This window comes from Lentilactobacillus kefiri, from assembly GCF_007989105.1.
Lineage (GTDB): Bacteria > Bacillota > Bacilli > Lactobacillales > Lactobacillaceae > Lentilactobacillus > Lentilactobacillus kefiri.
On the sequence record NZ_BJVK01000001.1, the window covers coordinates 21,961 to 39,681 of the forward strand.

The following is a 17,721-nucleotide window of genomic DNA, read 5'->3' on the forward strand; positions in this document are numbered from 1 at the left end:
CCAGTTTCCCTTCGTATGTAATATGCGTGAGGTGAAATTAATGGAAATGAGTCAACATGTCAATCTGCTTTTAACCGACGCTGTTAATAAACGGGCAAGTGATATTTACTTTTTGCCCGATAATGATGGGTATTTGGTAAAAATCCGAAATCAACACCAAGTAACCACTTGGAAACGGCTAAGTTATCTGCAGGCAAGGCGAATGATGAATTATTGCAAATACATTGCCGATATGGCATTAAGCGAACAACGGCGGCCGCAAATTGGATCGATGGATTGGTCGCGTGGGGATGAACGATACTTTTTAAGACTTTCTTCCGTGGGAAATTTTAATGGATTGGAATCACTGGTCATCCGGATTATTTACCACTTGGATGATGTTCAGACCGCCTTTTTTAATGAAGGCCAGATTCAGTTCATTTCTGAAATGAGTCGTAAACGGGGATTGATCGTTTTTTCAGGTTTAACCGGTTCAGGGAAGACCACGACCATTTACAATTTGGTCAAACAGCTGGTGACAGACCAGTTTGTGATGACCATCGAAGATCCAATTGAAATTAAAGAACCCCGTTTTCTGCAGTTACAGGTCAATCATGATGCGGGGATGGATTACACTGACCTGATTAAGGTGGGGTTGCGTCATCGGCCGGACGTCTTTATTGTCGGTGAAATTCGCGATTCAATGACCGCTTCAGCTGCAATTAAGGCCGCACTGAGCGGACATTTGGTATATACAACAGTTCATGCTCAAGATCCGTTGGGAGTCATTGAAAGGCTCAAGCAGCTTGGAATCAGTGACGCTTTTATTTCTCAAGCCCTGACGGGAATTGCCTATCAACGCTTAATTCCAACCGTTGATGGTGGCCAAAGAGCCATGCTGATGGCGCATGAATTGTTCGAACTTGAAAATCTTAAATCTTATGACTGGAGTGAATGGCAGGATGGATTATCAACAGCTGTTGAAAACAAGCTGGTTACACCCGAAACTGCAAAACGATTCGAACTCGGTTAAAAAATGGCCGGTCCAAATTCAGGCAGCTTTTTTTGATTCATTGGCAAACCTATTGTCGATCGGATTTTCCTTAACTGAAGCATTGAAGTTTATCGCCGAAACTGATCATCAGTTGGCCCGCGGAGTTGGAAGAATCATTGCTTCTCTGAAAAGTGGAAATGATTTTTCTGAAGGCGTTCGGCCATTGATTGAAACCCAAGCGTATCATCAGTTGCTGATTGCTGAAAAGCACGGTCAACTAAGCGAGATTTTAAATGAGTTGGCAAAGTTTGACCGGCTGCGATTAAAGCAATTAAAGAAGATTAAGGCGATGCTGATCTATCCGTTATTTCTCTGTTGTATTCTAGGCGTCCTTATTTTGATGATTCGACTATACGTTTTTCCACAGATTCGCGAGCTTATGCCGAATGTCGGCGCGGACTATCAATCGACTGGGTATCTCAGGATTCTCAAATGGCTGCCGGTGCCAGTTGTCGTCAGTTTAATCGGCGCCGTTATTTGCTGGAGCCGAAAAGATGCAATTACTCAAGCTCAAATGATTGTGAAGCTTCCATTTGTCGGCAAACTTGTCAGAAAGTACATTGCCTACTATTTGGCCAGTAATTTGGCGACGCTATTGAAAAATGGGCTCAGTGTTCAGGAAATTTATGCGATATTATCCGAATTTAAATCGGGTTCTCTGATTCATTTGCTCGGAGAAAAACTTCACACAACGTTACTTGAAGGCCGATCGTTCAAAGGCCTGGTGGATCGACATAATTTTATTCCAAATGAAATCGTTAAATTCATGAGCTCCGGCAATACGATTCCAGAAATGGCCAATTCAATGACGGCCTATTCGCGGCTAATGTTTGACGAGATGATTCTTGCGACCGACAAGATGATCGGATTCATTCAGCCGGCAATGTTTATCGTCATTGGCATTACGATTGTTTCAACCTATTTTCAACTGTTAATACCAATTTATAACTCAGTGAAGGGAATGTATTGAAATGAAAAAACAGGTTAAAAAGATGCGAAGTGGTTTTACATTAATTGAAATGACAATTGTCCTATTTATTATCTCGTTGCTGATTCTCATTATTATTCCAAATCTTTCAAATCAAAGAAAGCATGCGCAATCGGTTCATTCTTCGGCAATGACTGAAGTTGTCCAAGCCCAAATCGATGCCTACTTCAGTCAACATCCAATGGCCAAGACCGTGAGCTTTCCGGAGTTGGCAAAGGGCGGCTATTTGACGGCCAAACAGATTAAGCAGGCTAAAGATGAAGGATTAAAAATTAGTCATAATGAAGTTAAAAAGTAGAACCGGGTTTACTGTTGTTGAACTAATTGTCTATTTGGGTGTGGTCATCGGTGTGTTGATGATTAATCTTATGCTGATCAAAGTTGTCCAGTCTGGAAATGCCAGCGAAACAATTTTTTGGCACTCTTTTCAAAGCACCTGGACTCGGATGACTTTAAATGCCAAGGCCAATGACATTTCATATCGCATTGTCATTCAGGACGAGAAAATTATTTTCGCACCCTCGTATCTGAAACCGACAACCGATGAAAACCATAAAGTAGAAATCCTTAAAATTCCAAACACCATGCATGTCAGTCGTGTTAGAAATCTTTATGCTTATCAGGACGGTTTTTCGGCGCCAACAACGGTTATCTGGTTGGATCAAAACAACCGGGTGAAATATTATCAGAAAGTTCAGATGGGATGGAGTGGTTATCACGTTGAGAAAAACTAAAGTACCGGCTTTTACAATCGTTGATTCATTGATCGGCCTAACCATTATCTGCACGTTTAGTTTGTTTTATATTCAAGCGATTCACCAAATGAATCAAAAGATCGACGCCAGTGAACAGGTGATGATTTCTGAGAGGGCAAGATATGAAGCTGAAATCATGGAAAAATGATCATCGAAGCAAGCCCGGCTATCTGTTGATTGAAGGACTGGTCAGCGTTGTTATCAGCGTCTTGGCAATTTGCATGATTACGGTGATGATTTCCTGTACCCGAAATGTAAACAGCCAGAATGTCATTCACTTTCATTCGTACTTAAGTCTGCTGGAATCGGATCGATATGAATTTGAAATTCAAAAATGTGATTTTAACCGGTGCCTTTTATATAGTCGAACAAATCATAAACCGTACAAAGTTGAGCAGTATCAAGATATGATTCGATTAACCGGTTCATACAAGGGCCACATGCCGTTGCTGCCCAATATCCGCCAAGTGAGATGGTGCAAAGACAGGGGGTGTTTGCGGACTGATGTCACATTTGAAAATGGTCAGAAGTGTTCATCGTATTCAAAAATACCGTTCAAAAAACGATAAATATAAAAATGGCTCATTAACAGTGGTGGCTGTTATTTTTGTCGGTGTTTTGTTGTCCTGCTTAATTTTTCAGCTTGCAGCATACAAGCAAGAGCTGGGATCGATTCAGCAAATCACTGAGCAGGAACGAATGATGCGTCAACGAGTGGTTCAGGCAAAGCACCACAAACATGTTCATTTCAAACGCACAAGTGGTCACGAATAGTGGCTGCTTTTTGTTTTAAAATGACAATCTAACTTGAATTATTAACAACTTATCTGGTAGTATTTAATAGTGTTCAACTATTGGATAAAGGAGTTGAGAGTTCTGGCTGAAGGAAAGATCGAACAGCTTTTTAGCATCTTGGACAGTTCATCTGAGCTAATTCAAAAAGCTGAAGATCAATCGTATTTGGATTCGTTAATCGATACACTCTCATTTATGCAGAGTGATGATAACGATTTTGAAGGATTGACTTCAGCTGATGCAAAAAAGCTGACTAATATTTATGCAGACTTTGATGCCGATCAATATACTGCCGAAACGATTCGTAAAGGAATTCAGATGGCATTTTTAAAGGCCATTAGAATTGATAAGATTCAAGCAAATTATCAAATAACTCCGGACACAATTGCGAATGTTATTGGTTACATCATTTCCGGAATTTTCCACAGCAAAAAGGAATTAACCATTCTTGATCCGGCTATGGGAACCGCAAATCTTTTAACGGCGATTTACCACCAACTTGAGACAAGTATTGGGGTTACCCCAACAATTTCCGGAATTGAAAATGACGATGCGATGTTTGAATTGGCAGCCGATTCCGTTGAACTGCAAAAAATTCATGCGGAGCTGTTCCATGAGGACGCCATTCAAAATGTTTTGGCACCCGTTGTCGATGCAGTCGTGAGTGACTTACCGATCGGCTATTATCCGATTGACGCAAATGCAAAAGGATTCGAGACCCATTCCGAATCCGGACATTCCTATGTTCATCATTTGCTGATTGAGTTTGGCATGAAGCACGTTAAAAAAGGCGGCTTTGGATTCTTTCTGGTACCAAGTGAGCTGTTTCAGACGACTGAAGCCAAACAGTTGCTTAAATGGATGCAGGGAAAAGTTTATTTGCAGGGATTACTGAATTTGCCGAAGGAACTGTTCCAAAACAGTGCCGCTCAAAAGGCCATTTTAATTCTGCAAAATTCCGGCAATGGTGCCAAACAGGTTGATCCGGTTATGTTGGGAGAATTTCCATCATTTAAGGATCAACAAGCCTTTACCAAGTTCCTAACCGAAATTGATGATTGGGAACAAGAGGATTTATTATAAAATTGTTTATCTAGTATTTTAAAAAAACAGAGGAGCATTACTTATTATGGGAAAATCAATTGCAATTAACGCTGGTAGTTCTACTTTGAAGTACAAATTGTTCCAAATGCCCGAAGAAAAGGTTCTTTCAAGCGGTGCTATTGATAGAATTGGTTTGGGTGCATCAGAAGTTTCTATCAAGTACGGCGACGGTAAAAAGTTCAAAGATACTGAAGATATTGACAACCACGAACAAGCTATTCAACTTGTTCTTGATAAACTGTTAAGCCTGGATATCATTAAGGACTACAACGAAATTACCGGTGTTGGTCACCGAATCGTTGCCGGAGGTGAACTCTTTCCTGATTCAGTTGTCATCGATGATGATGTTATCAAGAAGATTGAATCATTAACTGAGTTTGCACCACTTCATGAACCTGCTGCATTACTTGGAATCAAGGCGTTCAAGAAGATTCTCCCTAACACGATTAGTGTCGCTGTATTTGATACTTCATTCCATACCACACTTCCTGAAGTCAACTACATGTACAGTTTGCCTTACGAATATTACCAAAAGTATCAAGTTCGTAAGTATGGTGCTCACGGAACCAGCTACCGTTATGTTTCTGCTCGGGCAGCTGCTTTATTGGGCAAACCATTAAAAGACTTGAAGTTAATTGTTCTTCATTTGGGTGCCGGTGCTTCAATCGACGCGATTAAAGACGGCAAGTCATTTGATACTTCAATGGGCTTCTCACCAGTTGCCGGAATTACAATGGCAACTCGTTCTGGTGATGTTGATCCTTCAGCATTACAATATGTCATGCAAAAGGCCGGCATTAAAGACATGGATGAAATGGTTGATATTTTGAACCATAAGTCAGGTCTTGTCGGTGTATCTGGTGTTTCTGCAGATATGCGTGAAATTGAAGGCGTTATGAAGACCAACCACCGAGCAATGCTTGCCCGTGAAATCTTCAAGAATCGAATCATTCGTTACATTGGTAGTTACATTGCCGAAATGGGTGGCATTGATGCTTTGGTATTTACCGCCGGAATTGGTGAAAATGATATTATGATTCGTCAGGAAGTTACTGACAAGTTGGGTTACTTTGGTATTAAGGTTGATCCTGAAAAGAATAATATTCGCGGCGAAGAACGTGATTTATCCGCTGCCGGTTCAACTGTTAAGACATTGTTGATTCCAACCAATGAGGAATTAATGATCGTTCGAGACATTGAAAGATTACGTAAGGACCAAAAGTAATTTCTGATCGATAATCTATAACACAATCAACGGCCGTGATAACAAATCACGGCCATTGTTTTAGAATCATGACAATGAGATTAAATAGAAATGGAGGCACAGTGTGGAAAAACAAGAAGACGACAATCAACTGTCCCGGGGCCTCAAAAATCGACATGTTCAATTAATTGCACTTGGTGGAACAATTGGAACTGGATTGTTTCTGGGTGCCGGCCAATCAATTCATTTGGCTGGACCCTCGATTATATTGGCATATGGAATTGCCGGCTTAGCGTGTTTTCTGCTGATGAGAGCACTTGGTGAATTGTTAGTGTCCGATGTAGAAAGTAATTCATTTGTGTTTTTCATTAAAAAATATTTAGGTGAAAAAATGGGCTTTGTGATCGGCTGGACTTATTGGATGTGTTGGATCGCAATTGCCATGGCAGAAGTGACTGCCTCGGGATTATACGTCCAGTTTTGGTTTCCAAACATCCCAATCTGGCTAACGGGGCTAGTCCTGCTATTGATTTTGTTCATCATTAACATTGTGGCTGTATCGGCGTTTGGGGAGACTGAATTTTGGCTGGCAATTATTAAAATCGTCGCCATCGTTGCCCTGATTTTGATTGGAATTGTCCTGGTTGCAATTCACTACAAGACGCCATATGGTCATGCGTCACTTATGAACGTTGTTGACGGTGGTTTCTTCGCCACCGGAGCAAAAGGGTTTGTTTTATCATTTCAAATGGTCCTCTTTAGTTTTGCCGGAATTGAAATGATCGGGATGACTGCCTCTGAAACCCAGGATCCCTTGGTGACAATTCCAAAGAGTATCAATGAAGTCCCAACCCGGGTGCTCTTGTTTTATATCGGTTCATTGCTTGCCTTAATGAGTATTTTCCCATGGCAGCATGTATCGCCAACTTCAAGCCCCTTTGTTCAGGTGTTTGCCGGTGTTGGAATTCGATCGGCCGCGGTGATTATCAACTTTGTGGTTTTAACCGCTGCTATCTCAGCATGTAACAGTTCACTGTTTACAACGGGGAGAATGTTGTTTTCCCTGACGTATAACGGTAAATCGAAATTCAGTCAGAAAGTTGGCTCACTATCTCGGAGACAGATTCCCTTTAACGCAATTCTGTTTTCAACAGCCGTGATTGCGGTGATTGTTTTGCTGAGTATTATGATGCCTGGGGATGTCTTCTCATTTATTTCCAGTGTTGCAACGACTTGTTTCCTGTTTGTGTGGGGAATGATTGTGTTGGCTCATTTGAAATATCGAAGAAGCATCCAAAAGGCTGGCAGGGAGAAAAAGCTGAAATTTAAGATGCCACTTTTCCCGTTGACTGACTACTTTGTTTTGATCTTTATGGTCTTTGTCGCATTCGTCTTAACACTTAAAACTGATACTTTGATTGCGCTGGTAGGGTCGGTTATCTGGCTGATTGGGTTATTTGTATTTAAAAGCCTGACCGATAAAGTTAAAGACATAGAAGAAGAATGATCAATTGCCAGGGCGTTATTGTCCTGGCTTTCTTATTGGTTTGAGAATACTTTCTAATTACTAAATTTGTCTTGGGTGGTATCATTAATGATATAACTTATGTACGAAAGAAGACCTGTTCATGCAATTTTTTACTGCTGACACGCATTTTTTTCATGAACGCTTGCTGGGAATGAGCGAATTTGCTCCACGGCCATTTTTAACAGTGGAGGACATGAACGAAACCATTATTAAAAATTGGAATCGCCGAGTTGGTGAAAACGATGTCGTCTATCATCTGGGGGATATTGCAATTTTGCATACCCGACCAGAAAAAGTTGCTTTGGAAAAAATCTTTGAGGTATTGGATCAATTAAATGGCCGCCTGGTTTTAATCAAAGGCAACCATGATTCACGGGCTTTATTCAAATATTTGGAAAAGCATAATCACCCCGTTGGCAATCATCAGAAATTTGAATTTCACGATGTCGGCGTCCTGATTAAAATGAATCATCGTCAGTATTATATGACCCACTACCCAATGATGATGGGAATTGTCAAACAGATTATCAATTTACACGGCCACATTCATCACTATGCGGTCCCAATCAAGGAGAACATCAATGTTGGTGTTGATACTCCGGAAACTGATTATCTTAAGAAAAAGCCACCTTTTGGAACCCCATTTTCTCAAGCTGAAATTGAAGAAATGGTTGAAGGAAAGGCCACGGATTTCGCAAAACGACATTAATTAAACGGATTGGATGGTTTGATGACTGAGAAATTAACAATATTACACACCAATGATTTACATTCTCATTTTGAAAATTGGCCGCGTATTCGAAAATTTATTACCGATCGACGAGCAGAGTTGGAAAAACAGCCCAATTCTTCTGTGATCACAGTCGATTTGGGGGATGCGGTTGACCGCGTTCACCCCTTAACCGAGGTCACAAATGGGAAGGCGAACGTTGAACTGCTTAACCAGGTTCACTATGACGCGGTTACAATTGGGAACAATGAAGGCCTGACAAATAGTCATGAACAGTTGGATGAGCTGTATGACGATGCCAACTTTGATGTTATTTTGGGTAACATTTTGGATAATACGACAAAACTGCTGCCTAAATGGTCAAAGCCAAGCAAAATTATCACAACGCCTCAAAAGACTCGCGTCCTGTTGATTGGGCTGACGGCGCCATATCTATTGACGTATCCGATCCTTGGATGGCAGCCCCTGAAGCCTGAAAATGTTTTGCCAAAAATCTTAGCTGATAATGAAGGTAAGTACGATGTTTGTGTGCTGCTTTCTCATCTCGGCTTGCCGACAGACCGCATACTGGCCAGAAAGTTTCCGAAACTGGACGTCATTATCGGTGCCCACACCCATCATTTGTTGGTTCACGGTGAAAAAATTAATAATTCCTTATTGGCCGCCGCAGAAAAATGGGGACACTATATCGGTGAGATTACTTTGGAGCTTAATGATTCCCACCAGATTGTTTCCAGCAAGGCAGAAGTTGTCAAAACATCGACGCTACCGGTTGAGCCGGGGGATGATGCCGAAATTAAAGAATATGAAGAACACGGTGAAAAGCTGCTGGCTCGCAATAAGCTGGCCCGGATTAAGACGCCGATGACAACCAATTTAGTTGGTCATTCCCGGTTGGTAAATGAGGGCTTGCATGCGATAATGGAAAAGGCTGGCACAAAAGCTGGTATTTTGAGTTCCGGTTTATTTTTAACCGATTTACCAGCCGGAATTGTCGACCGCAATCAGCTGCATCAAATGCTCCCACATGCCATGCACGTTATGCGGGTCACATTGGATGGATATAACCTTTGGCGGCTGATTAAAGAAATGGAAAAGAATAAGAACTTCTTGACCAAGTTCCCACAAAAAGGAATGGGCTTTCGTGGAAAGTACTTCGGCCAGCTGCATTTTGAAGGGCTGAGGTTTGATCAGGATGCCGGCCAACTATTCTTCCATGAAGAATTGGTTTCACCTGCCAAAACTTATCAGGTTGCAATGCCTGACCACTATCTTTTCATTCCATTCTTTCCAACATTAAGTATTATTGGCCATAATGAAATTTTGTATGATGAAAATTTACGGGATGTTTTTGGTGATTACCTCGCCAAACATTACCCATTAACACAGTGAAAGGAGGGCTATTGTGGATAGAAAAACTTTAGACGATTTGGTTGCGGAACAGGATGCCAAGCGTAAACCGCTGGCACGCATTACCAAAGTTTCAGAAACCGAGTTCTTGATCAATGATCATAAATATGAGTTGGATACCGACCATACTGATGGTTTTGATTTTAACGAGTTTGTTCGCCGTTACAATCCAGCTCTTAGCCAATATGATTACATCATTGGTGACTGGGGATATGGTAAGTTGCGCCTACGAGGATTCTTTAATGATGATCGAACTGAAACATCTGGTCCGTTCATCTCTTCACTGAACGATTATATTCTGGAAGATGTCAACTTTGGGGCTGCTTACTTTGTCATCCATAACTTGGAGGCACGGCCGGTTATTCGAAAATCTCGGAATAATCGCAGCAATCACCGTTCGAATCGAAAGCGAAACTCGCACAATCGATCCAATCATCGTAATCGTCGAAACCATGCTTTTGAAGAGAAAAAGGTTAGTTCTCACAGGCCGTCCATCGAAAAGCGCAAGCACATGGTGGTCAAAGCCGAAGAAAAGTCCGAAAAACACCATTTCATTATTCGTGAGAGTAAAAATTAATTAGAAGGATTGACTTGATGAAAAAATATAAAGGATATTTCATCGATCTTGATGGAACAGTTTATGCCGGCAAAAAACGGATCCCGGCTGCCAAGCGGTTCATCGAACGGCTGCAGCAGGCGGAAATCCCATTTTTGTTTGTAACCAACAATTCCACTCAGCTGCCACGTGACGTGGTCAAAAATCTTGCTGATAATCATGACATCCATGTAAAACCTGAAAACGTTTATACATCGGGAATGGCGACTGTCGATTTCATGAATGAACATAAGCATGTTGAGTCACCATCGGTTTATATTGTTGGTGAAATCGGCTTGAAGCAAGTGATTCTCGCAAATCATTATCGCTTGGATGCTGACCATCCTGACTACGTTGTGGTGGGACTTGATTCCGACTTAACCTACGAGAAGCTCTCAGAGGCCGTATTAGCCGTTCGAAGCGGTTCAACGTTTATTGGTACCAATCCGGATACAAACATTCCCAAAGAGCGCGGAATGATGCCTGGTGCCGGTTCCGTCGTGAAGTTTGTTGAATATGCGACTCAAACCGAGCCAATCATGATTGGCAAACCCAAGGCGCGGATTATTGACAGTGCGATTAAGAAAATTGGTTTGGAAAAAAGTGATGTTTTGATGGTTGGCGATAACTACAACACCGATATTAAGGCAGGGATTAATGCTGACGTCGATACACTGCTGGTTTATACCGGATTATCAACCAAGGAGCAGGTGGCTAAGGAAACGATACAACCAACTTACCAAATTGATTCCCTGGATGATTGGCGGCTTTAAGATTGAAATTACTTGGGAAACAAAGTATGTATGGCGTTATGATATTTCTGGCCTGCCTGGCGTTGGCAATCTTTTTGACGGTTAACAGTATTTGGCTGTTTGATATCAATATTCACGCGTTGAAATTGACGAAAGCCACTGGATTGCGACCTTCGCAAATGCATCAGGACTATGTCAGAATCATTCAGTACCTGCAGCTGCCGTGGGTCTCGTCATTGAAATTTCATTTCTTTGCCAGCTCAGATAAGGGGCTCCAACATTTTCGCGACGTTAAAAGCCTGATTATGCTGAATAACGTTGTGGGCATTGTGTTGGTGCCTGTCAGTGGTTATCTGCTTCATCAACTAAATAAAAAATCACTAACTTGGCTGTTGATCACACCGATTAAGGTGATCGTGACAGTTTCGTTAGTGATTGTCGCATTAATGTTCGTTAATTTTGAACAGGTCTTTATCGCGTTTCATGAGATTCTGTTTAGAAATCAGGATTGGATTTTTGATCCAAGCTCGGATCCCGTTATCAATATGCTGCCGGACACATTCTTTTTGGAATGTTTCCTGCTGTTCTTCGGGTTCTTTTTCGGGGCCCTTGGAATCATTTACTGGATGAGCCGAAAGTCCCTGCGAAAGACGTGAAGCTAAATTTACGCTGGGTCTTTCATCAAAATCCAGAGAATTAGGTAAGCAATGATCCCCGGGAAAAATGGGGTGAATGCCAAGATGACAAAGATAACCCGTGCCAGGGTTGGATTCCATTGAAAGTGTTCAGAGAGGCCGCCGATGACACCGGCAAATACTTTGTTGGTTGCTGAACGATGGATATTAATCTTCAAAATAATCATCTCCAAATGTTTTAATTTATATTTAAACTTACTATAACTAATTCGCATTTGCATTGCAATTATGCTATATTATTATGTTGTACAAAGGAAATAACTAGGAGAATTTTAATGTTAACTATTAATGTAAATGGAAATTTAGGGAACCAAGAAGTTGTCCTATCTGACAATTCAGTTGGAACGTTAACAGGTGCCAGAGTATTTGGTTCCGCAATGAGTGGCAACCAAGTCGTTCAATGGACATTTATCTCTACCGGACATCAACACGAAGGCTTTGTATACGCCGGTGAACTGATGGAAGGTTTAGTTATTCAGTCAATGAATGGTAATGATGTTTACCAAATTCATTTCACGAATAAATAATCATTAACAATAAGCTGCATACATAATGAGACTGGATATTGATTTCAAATATTCAGTCTCATTCTTTCTTAAAGGAGATTATTATGAAAATTGGAATTGACAAGATTGGCTTTTTTACTTCAAATTATTATTTGGATATGGTTGATTTGGCCAACGCCCGAGGAGAAGATCCGAATAAATATCTGATCGGAATCGGCCAAAAACAACAAGCGGTCATTCCACCAACCCAAGACGTTGTGACGATGGCGGCGAATGCGGCGGAGAAAATATTAACTGATGAAGACAAGCAGTCAATTGACATGGTCGTGTTCGGTACTGAAACCGGTGTCGACAATTCCAAATCAGCAGCTATTTACGTGCAGTCGCTGCTTGGCATTTCCAGCAGTGCCCGTTCGTTTGAAATCAAACAGGCTTGTTATGGTGGAACGGCAGGCGTCCAGATGGCAGCTGATCACATCGCCATGCACCCGGACAGTAAGGTATTGGTGTTGGCAGCCGACATTGCCAGATATGGGATTAAAACGCCGGGTGAAGTGACCCAGGGTGGTGGTGCAATCGCAATGTTGCTCAGCGTTGATCCTAGAATTCTGGTTTTGGATAACCAAAGCGCCTTTCATTCTGAAAATATTATGGACTTTTGGCGCCCATTTTATAAACGGGAGGCCATTGTCGACGGTCATTATTCGACAGATATTTACATTGATTTCTTCAATAAGACTTTCAAAGATTACTGTGATAAATTTGGCCGTTCTTTGACCGATTTTTCAGCATTGGTCTATCACTTGCCATTTACAAAGATGGGGTTAAAAGCCTTGAGAACAGTCGTTGATGACAGTCCGCATTCACAAAAATTATTAAAAGCTTTTGATCAATCCAAGCAGTACAATGCCCATGTCGGGAATTTATATACCGGTTCGCTTTATCTAAGCTTATTGTCACTTTTATCAAATTCCACCGATCTGCATGCGAATGACAGAATTGGGCTCTTCAGCTATGGTTCGGGTGCCCAGGGCGAGTTTTATAGCGCTACAATTGCTGAAACAATGGATTCACGCCGATTAGCCAGCCAAGTTGATAGCGTCTTATCTGATCGGATCAAACTTTCAGTTCCGGAATATGAAAAAATGTATGCTGATGGTTTGCCAATTAACGGTGGCAATGTTACATTTGATGCTGCCAATGATCACAGCCGGTTCGTGTTGCTCGGTAGAAAGGCTGATCAGCTGGTTTATAAAGATCAGCAGGCATAAAAAAAGTTTGACCAACAAATCTGCTGGTCAAACATTCAGTAAACATATTATGAAATATCACTTCTGTAAAGACTGACAACTTTCCCCAGAATACTAACTTTGGTTAATATAATAGGTGCCATGGTATCATTTTCCGGTTGGAGTCGGTAATGATCGCTTTCTTTGAAGAACCGTTTACAGGTTGCTTCGTTTTCATCGGTCATTGCGATGACGATATCGCCATTGTCGGCACTTGACTGTTTTCGGACAACAACGTAGTCACCATCAAGGATCCCGGCGTTGATCATACTTTCACCACGAATTTGCAGCATGAACAGTGGTTGATCACTGTGTGCCAATGCAGGTGGCAGTGGGAAGTAGTCAGTTGCTTCCTGAACAGCCAGGATCGGCTCACCAGCGGTAACAGTTCCCAGGACGGGAATTTGTTTCTGTTGTGGCTGCATGCCCAAGACATCCAGTCCGCTTTCAGTAACTTCCAGTGCCCGTGGCTTTGAGGGATCTTTAACAATGTATCCCTTCCGCTCGAGGCGGGAAATATGACCATGTACGGTGGATGTTGAGGACAGATGAACAGCTTCACCAATTTCTCGAACCGTTGGTGGATATCCTTGTTCATTTACTCTTTCCCAGATGTAATGTAATATTTGATATTGTTTACTTTGGGGATCATTCGTCTTTTTTGACATTTTAGACACCTCATAAGTCCTTGTTTAATGACTTTATCGTATCATAACCCGGTTAACTTTTCAAACACACGTTCGCATTATTTTGAATAAATGCGTTATAATAAAAATTATTGGAGGGATTTCAATGAACGAACAGGAAAAGAAAGAATTGCAATCTAAAATTGGCGATGATGTCTTTAAAGAGCTCATCCCAAGAATCAATGAATTGGCCCACAAAGCCAAAGCTGAGGGTTTAACCGAAGTTGAGAAGCTGGAACAAGCCAAATTACGTAAAAAATATGTTGCCCATTTCCGTGAAAACTTTAAAAAGCAAATTGAAATGATGAAGGTTTATGACAAAGAGGGGAATGAAGTTACCCCTGCAAAGGTCAAGGAAGTTCAACGCCACAAGGGACTTCGGGATGACTAATCAACCGGATTTGTGCGCTTAACAGGGCTATTTATCGATTAGCCCTTTAATTCTATTCAATTATTGTGTAGAATTACTTAGTGATATCATAAAGGAGGCCTTGTCTTGGCAACTTGGATTTGGATTTTAATTGTTGTTTTGGCCTTGATCTTAGGCTTGGTTGGTGGTTTTTACGGTGCTCGTAAGTATATGGAAAAGTACCTGAAAGAAAACCCACCATTCAACGAAGATCAACTGCGTCAACTCATGCTACAAATGGGTCAAAAACCTTCACAAAAGAAATTGAACCAAATGATGCATTCTATGCAAAACCAAAGTGGTAAGAACTAGAATGTTTTCAAAATAAAAAGTCCTAACAAGTAATTGTTAAGGCTTTTTATTTTGAAATTATTTATTCTTTTTTGAGACATCCACGTACTTAAAGTCGGGATTAACCGCATAATCCAATGCGTCAAAAGCACTTTGCATTTCGGTTTCAATCTGTTTTTGAAAATCATCGGTCAGCTTTTGTTTTCGATCAATTTTAATTGGTTCACCGAACGCAACGGTTACCCGTTTTCTTGTGAAAAGCTGTTTGAAGGTGAGTGGCCCCTGATAAACTGCGGGAACCAACGGAACGCCTGACAGCTGCGCAATTAATGCCGCACCGCTCTTGAGTTGACTGGAATGACGGGTTCCCGACGGAAAGAGAATCAATGATAGATCTTGTTTCCGTAAGATTCTGACAGGCTTTTTGATGGCCGATGGGCCGGGGTTGTTACGGTCTACCGAAAAAGCATTTGCATGTAATAAAATCCAACGCAAGATTGGATTCTGAAACAATTCTTTTTTGGCCATGAAACTGAATTTTTTTGGACTTCCTGCCAGTGCAAAATAAATTGGGTCAAACCATGTTCGATGGGGACCAACTAAGATATAATTACCTTTTGGAAGTCGTTCCTTATGTTCATAACGGGCATTGCCGTTGATGATGAACACTAAGATTCGGACAAGGACTCTCATGAATGAGTAAAACAATTCATTTCCTTCTTTCTTATCTGATAGAATTATATTAACTTAAAATAGAAGGTTTTGGCAAACTTAATTACGAAGGAACATAGCGATATGCAAGTAAAGTTACATGGCGATGAAAGAATCGACCAATTATATAGTAAAGGGATTCAAATAATTCAAAGTAAAGAGGTTTTCTCCTTTTCACTTGATGCGGTGCTCCTCGCTGATTTTGTTCAAACAACGGGGCACAAGACAAAACAAGTCGTTGACATGTGTGCGGGCAATGGGGCGGTTGGCCTGTTTTTAAGTGAAAAGACGGCAGCTCACATTACCATGATCGAAATTCAGCCCAGGCTCGCAGACATGGCTCAACGAAGCATTGAACTGAATGGGTTGGGTTCCCAAATCGACGTGGTCAATGACGATCTGAAAAACGCATCCAAATATGTTAAAAAGGATTCAGTTGATATTGTCGCCTGCAATCCACCATATTTTGTCAATTATGAAACCAGTGAAAAGAACCCAAACAAATATCTTGCAATTGCCAGGCACGAAATCATGACGAATTTGGATGAAATTGTCAATTCCGCAGCCGGCTTGTTGAAAATGAATGCCAAACTTTTCATGGTTTACCGGCCTGACCGGCTGACTGATCTGTTTGTGGCGTTAAGGACGCACCGGCTGGAGCCGAAACGACTAAAGTTTGTCAGACCCCGATTGGGTGAAAACGCCAATATGGTCTTGGTTGAGGCAATCAAGGACGGCAAGCCAAATGGGTTGAAAGCCGAACGTGATATTATCACGTATGATGGCAATGAATACACTGATGAAGTAAAGAAGATGCTTTATGGAACAGACAAATAGGTATTATATGTATGTTTTATTATGCGAAGACGATACGCTTTATACAGGATTCTCAACGGATGTTGAAAGACGGTTTCACCAGCATGTGAAAGGGCTGGGTGCAAAATATACCCGTTCCCACGTTCCTGTGAAAATATTATTCAAGCAGGAATATACCACCAAACACGATGCACTGAGCGCGGAATACGCATTTAAGCAGCTTACCAGAGCACAAAAGATCCATCGCCTGGCAGAAAAGGGCGTTAAAATGGAGTGAATTGTTGAACAAACTACGAAAAGTAGTGAAAATTATTATCAAAAAGTGTTACAATTTAGGTATTCTGTTAGGAGGTAATATTCGTGAAAATTATTGCATATGGCATTCGTGACGATGAGAAACCTTATTTAGATAAGTGGAGTGAAGAAAATCCCGACGTTGAAGTTGCTTCAACCGGTGAATTACTTGATGAATCAACTGTTGATCAAGCAAAAGGTGCTGATGGTGTTGTTACCTATCAACAAAAGCCTTACACTGCCGCTGTTTTGGATAAGTTAGGCAGCTTTGGTATCAAGTTCCTTTCACTTCGTAATGTTGGTGTTGATAACATTGACGTCGACGCTGCAAAGCGTAACGGAATTCAAGTTACCAATGTTCCCGCATATTCTCCAGAAGCAATTGCTGAATTTACTGTAACTCAATTAATGAGATTACTTCGTCGGACCAACACATTCGACCGTAAACAAGCAAATGGTGACCTTCGTTGGGCTCCAGACATTGCTGATGAATTGAACCAAATGACTGTTGGTGTCTTTGCAACCGGCCGTATCGGACGTGCTGCAATGCGCATTTACAAAGGCTTTGGTGCTAAAGTTATTGCTTATGATATTTATCATAATCCAGAACTTGAAAAGGAAGGCGTCTATGTTGATACACCTGAAGAACTTTATGCTCAATCAGATGTTATTTCATTACACGCACCTGCAACCAAAGAAAACGAACATATGATTAATGACAAGACCATCGCTCAAATGAAAGATGGTGTCTTCCTTCTTAATCCAGCTCGTGGTGCCCTTGTTGACACTGATGCTTTGATTCGTGGTCTTGATTCAGGCAAGATCGGTGGAGCTGCAATTGATACTTATGAAGATGAAGTTGGTATTTTCAACACTGACTTTGGCAGCTTTGACAAGATCCCTGACGAAAGACTTAAAGGATTGATGAAGCGTGAAAACGTTTTGGTCAGCCCACATATTGCCTTCTACACAAAACGTGCCGTTCGTAACATGGTTTACTTTGCAATGGATGCAAACAAATCATTAATTAAGACCGGTAAATCAGATAAGTTGGTAAAACTTTAAAACAATATTTTCTGAATACTAAAAGAGGACTCAACTGATTATTTCAGTTGAGTCCTCTTTGTTGT

25 protein-coding genes are annotated in these 17,721 nt (G+C 41.2%); 22 read left to right on the forward strand and 3 right to left on the reverse strand.

Annotated features, from left to right (window positions below; genetic code table 11):
- Positions 1-40 precede the first annotated feature (40 nt).
- The 15 genes from comGA to LKE01_RS00200 all read left to right on the forward strand — a co-directional run bounded on the left by comGA (position 41) and on the right by LKE01_RS00200 (position 11,550).
- Positions 41-1,012, forward strand: coding sequence for a competence type IV pilus ATPase ComGA (comGA, locus tag LKE01_RS00130; RefSeq protein ID WP_056982555.1), 972 nt, complete (start codon positions 41-43; stop codon positions 1,010-1,012).
- Entirely contained in the window at positions 942-2,003 is a 1,062-nt protein-coding gene (locus tag LKE01_RS00135; protein ID WP_056982557.1) for a type II secretion system F family protein, read from the forward strand. The genes comGA and LKE01_RS00135 overlap by 71 nt, the downstream gene beginning before the upstream one ends.
- 1 nt (position 2,004) lies before the next feature.
- Positions 2,005-2,319 carry a competence type IV pilus major pilin ComGC gene (gene comGC / locus LKE01_RS00140; protein WP_054768993.1) on the forward strand — a complete coding sequence of 105 codons (315 nt, stop codon included), beginning with the start codon at positions 2,005-2,007 and terminating at the stop codon, positions 2,317-2,319.
- Positions 2,303-2,755, forward strand: coding sequence for a pilus assembly FimT family protein (locus tag LKE01_RS00145; RefSeq protein WP_056982558.1), 453 nt, complete (start codon positions 2,303-2,305; stop codon positions 2,753-2,755). Before comGC ends, LKE01_RS00145 begins: the two co-directional genes overlap by 17 nt.
- A complete protein-coding gene (locus tag LKE01_RS00150) occupies positions 2,742-2,924 on the forward strand; it encodes a hypothetical protein (RefSeq protein ID WP_056982560.1) in 183 nt (60 codons plus the stop codon). The genes LKE01_RS00145 and LKE01_RS00150 overlap by 14 nt, the downstream gene beginning before the upstream one ends.
- A gap of 85 nt (positions 2,925-3,009) precedes the next feature.
- Positions 3,010-3,345: a ComGF family competence protein gene (locus LKE01_RS00155; RefSeq protein WP_225364640.1), complete on the forward strand. Its 336-nt coding sequence runs from the start codon at positions 3,010-3,012 to the stop codon at positions 3,343-3,345.
- Entirely contained in the window at positions 3,281-3,550 is a 270-nt protein-coding gene (locus tag LKE01_RS00160; RefSeq protein WP_056982562.1) for a hypothetical protein, read from the forward strand. The genes LKE01_RS00155 and LKE01_RS00160 overlap by 65 nt, the downstream gene beginning before the upstream one ends.
- Before the next feature lie 93 nt (positions 3,551-3,643).
- Positions 3,644-4,654, forward strand: a complete 1,011-nt coding sequence (locus LKE01_RS00165; RefSeq protein ID WP_056982564.1) for a class I SAM-dependent methyltransferase — start codon at positions 3,644-3,646, stop codon at positions 4,652-4,654.
- A 46-nt stretch (positions 4,655-4,700) separates the two neighbouring features.
- Positions 4,701-5,900, forward strand: coding sequence for an acetate/propionate family kinase (locus LKE01_RS00170; protein WP_056982566.1), 1,200 nt, complete (start codon positions 4,701-4,703; stop codon positions 5,898-5,900).
- Positions 5,901-6,003: 103 nt separating this feature from the next.
- A complete protein-coding gene (locus LKE01_RS00175; protein ID WP_056982567.1) occupies positions 6,004-7,386 on the forward strand; it encodes an amino acid permease in 1,383 nt (460 codons plus the stop codon).
- Between the two features lie 121 nt (positions 7,387-7,507).
- Positions 7,508-8,116 (forward strand): metallophosphoesterase family protein, encoded by a 609-nt coding sequence (locus LKE01_RS00180; RefSeq protein ID WP_056982569.1) that lies wholly within the window; start codon positions 7,508-7,510, stop codon positions 8,114-8,116.
- A 21-nt stretch (positions 8,117-8,137) separates the two neighbouring features.
- The gene (locus tag LKE01_RS00185; RefSeq protein ID WP_056982571.1) at positions 8,138-9,529 is read left to right on the forward strand and encodes a bifunctional metallophosphatase/5'-nucleotidase; all 1,392 of its coding nucleotides are present in this window, start codon (positions 8,138-8,140) and stop codon (positions 9,527-9,529) included.
- 13 nt (positions 9,530-9,542) lie between these two features.
- Entirely contained in the window at positions 9,543-10,124 is a 582-nt protein-coding gene (locus LKE01_RS00190; RefSeq protein WP_054768990.1) for a YutD family protein, read from the forward strand.
- Between the two features lie 17 nt (positions 10,125-10,141).
- A complete protein-coding gene (locus LKE01_RS00195) occupies positions 10,142-10,915 on the forward strand; it encodes a TIGR01457 family HAD-type hydrolase (RefSeq protein WP_056982573.1) in 774 nt (257 codons plus the stop codon).
- A gap of 2 nt (positions 10,916-10,917) precedes the next feature.
- The gene (locus LKE01_RS00200; protein ID WP_225364639.1) at positions 10,918-11,550 is read left to right on the forward strand and encodes a TIGR01906 family membrane protein; all 633 of its coding nucleotides are present in this window, start codon (positions 10,918-10,920) and stop codon (positions 11,548-11,550) included.
- Positions 11,551-11,558: 8 nt separating this feature from the next.
- Here LKE01_RS00200 and LKE01_RS00205 read toward each other — a convergent pair whose 3' ends face one another.
- Positions 11,559-11,747: a PspC domain-containing protein gene (locus LKE01_RS00205; protein WP_054768989.1), complete on the reverse strand. Its 189-nt coding sequence runs from the start codon at positions 11,745-11,747 to the stop codon at positions 11,559-11,561.
- Between the two features lie 117 nt (positions 11,748-11,864).
- On the opposite strand from LKE01_RS00205, the gene LKE01_RS00210 reads away from it, so the two are divergent.
- On the forward strand, positions 11,865-12,116 hold the full coding sequence (locus LKE01_RS00210; RefSeq protein WP_054768988.1) for a hypothetical protein: 252 nt from the start codon (positions 11,865-11,867) through the stop codon (positions 12,114-12,116).
- Positions 12,117-12,199: 83 nt separating this feature from the next.
- The gene (locus LKE01_RS00215; RefSeq protein ID WP_056982575.1) at positions 12,200-13,366 is read left to right on the forward strand and encodes a hydroxymethylglutaryl-CoA synthase; all 1,167 of its coding nucleotides are present in this window, start codon (positions 12,200-12,202) and stop codon (positions 13,364-13,366) included.
- 47 nt (positions 13,367-13,413) lie between these two features.
- On the opposite strand, the gene lexA is transcribed toward LKE01_RS00215, so the two are convergent.
- On the reverse strand, positions 13,414-14,052 hold the full coding sequence (lexA, locus tag LKE01_RS00220) for a transcriptional repressor LexA (protein ID WP_054768987.1): 639 nt from the start codon (positions 14,050-14,052) through the stop codon (positions 13,414-13,416).
- Between the two features lie 124 nt (positions 14,053-14,176).
- Between lexA and LKE01_RS00225 the strand changes: the two genes are divergently transcribed.
- Positions 14,177-14,461, forward strand: a complete 285-nt coding sequence (locus LKE01_RS00225) for a DUF896 domain-containing protein (RefSeq protein WP_056982577.1) — start codon at positions 14,177-14,179, stop codon at positions 14,459-14,461.
- Between the two features lie 105 nt (positions 14,462-14,566).
- Entirely contained in the window at positions 14,567-14,791 is a 225-nt protein-coding gene (locus LKE01_RS00230) for a YneF family protein (RefSeq protein ID WP_056982580.1), read from the forward strand.
- 57 nt (positions 14,792-14,848) lie between these two features.
- On the opposite strand, the gene LKE01_RS00235 is transcribed toward LKE01_RS00230, so the two are convergent.
- A complete protein-coding gene (locus LKE01_RS00235) occupies positions 14,849-15,478 on the reverse strand; it encodes a lysophospholipid acyltransferase family protein (RefSeq protein ID WP_056982582.1) in 630 nt (209 codons plus the stop codon).
- 87 nt (positions 15,479-15,565) lie between these two features.
- Between LKE01_RS00235 and LKE01_RS00240 the strand changes: the two genes are divergently transcribed.
- The 3 genes from LKE01_RS00240 (at position 15,566) to LKE01_RS00250 (ending at position 17,656) form a co-directional block, all read left to right on the forward strand.
- Positions 15,566-16,318 (forward strand): tRNA1(Val) (adenine(37)-N6)-methyltransferase, encoded by a 753-nt coding sequence (locus tag LKE01_RS00240; RefSeq protein ID WP_054768986.1) that lies wholly within the window; start codon positions 15,566-15,568, stop codon positions 16,316-16,318.
- Positions 16,302-16,574: a GIY-YIG nuclease family protein gene (locus LKE01_RS00245; protein WP_054768985.1), complete on the forward strand. Its 273-nt coding sequence runs from the start codon at positions 16,302-16,304 to the stop codon at positions 16,572-16,574. The genes LKE01_RS00240 and LKE01_RS00245 overlap by 17 nt, the downstream gene beginning before the upstream one ends.
- Positions 16,575-16,657: 83 nt before the next feature.
- Positions 16,658-17,656 (forward strand): D-2-hydroxyacid dehydrogenase, encoded by a 999-nt coding sequence (locus LKE01_RS00250; RefSeq protein ID WP_054768984.1) that lies wholly within the window; start codon positions 16,658-16,660, stop codon positions 17,654-17,656.
- The last annotated feature ends 65 nt before the right edge of the window (positions 17,657-17,721 follow it).

Bases quoted from the DNA above. Each gene is read 5' to 3' on its own strand.
- lexA (WP_054768987.1), bottom strand. From the start codon at position 14,052: ATGTCAAAAAAGACGAATGATCCCCAAAGTAAACAATATCAAATATTA.
- LKE01_RS00225 (WP_056982577.1), top strand. From the start codon at position 14,177: ATGAACGAACAGGAAAAGAAAGAATTGCAATCTAAAATTGGCGATGAT.
- LKE01_RS00185 (WP_056982571.1), top strand. From the start codon at position 8,138: ATGACTGAGAAATTAACAATATTACACACCAATGATTTACATTCTCAT.
- LKE01_RS00245 (WP_054768985.1), top strand. From the start codon at position 16,302: ATGGAACAGACAAATAGGTATTATATGTATGTTTTATTATGCGAAGAC.
- comGC (WP_054768993.1), top strand. From the start codon at position 2,005: ATGAAAAAACAGGTTAAAAAGATGCGAAGTGGTTTTACATTAATTGAA.
- LKE01_RS00135 (WP_056982557.1), top strand. From the start codon at position 942: ATGGATTATCAACAGCTGTTGAAAACAAGCTGGTTACACCCGAAACTG.
- comGA (WP_056982555.1), top strand. From the start codon at position 41: ATGGAAATGAGTCAACATGTCAATCTGCTTTTAACCGACGCTGTTAAT.
- LKE01_RS00240 (WP_054768986.1), top strand. From the start codon at position 15,566: ATGCAAGTAAAGTTACATGGCGATGAAAGAATCGACCAATTATATAGT.
- LKE01_RS00215 (WP_056982575.1), top strand. From the start codon at position 12,200: ATGAAAATTGGAATTGACAAGATTGGCTTTTTTACTTCAAATTATTAT.
- LKE01_RS00170 (WP_056982566.1), top strand. From the start codon at position 4,701: ATGGGAAAATCAATTGCAATTAACGCTGGTAGTTCTACTTTGAAGTAC.
- LKE01_RS00155 (WP_225364640.1), top strand. From the start codon at position 3,010: ATGATTTCCTGTACCCGAAATGTAAACAGCCAGAATGTCATTCACTTT.
- LKE01_RS00180 (WP_056982569.1), top strand. From the start codon at position 7,508: ATGCAATTTTTTACTGCTGACACGCATTTTTTTCATGAACGCTTGCTG.
- LKE01_RS00160 (WP_056982562.1), top strand. From the start codon at position 3,281: ATGTCACATTTGAAAATGGTCAGAAGTGTTCATCGTATTCAAAAATAC.
- LKE01_RS00145 (WP_056982558.1), top strand. From the start codon at position 2,303: ATGAAGTTAAAAAGTAGAACCGGGTTTACTGTTGTTGAACTAATTGTC.
- LKE01_RS00210 (WP_054768988.1), top strand. From the start codon at position 11,865: ATGTTAACTATTAATGTAAATGGAAATTTAGGGAACCAAGAAGTTGTC.
- LKE01_RS00195 (WP_056982573.1), top strand. From the start codon at position 10,142: ATGAAAAAATATAAAGGATATTTCATCGATCTTGATGGAACAGTTTAT.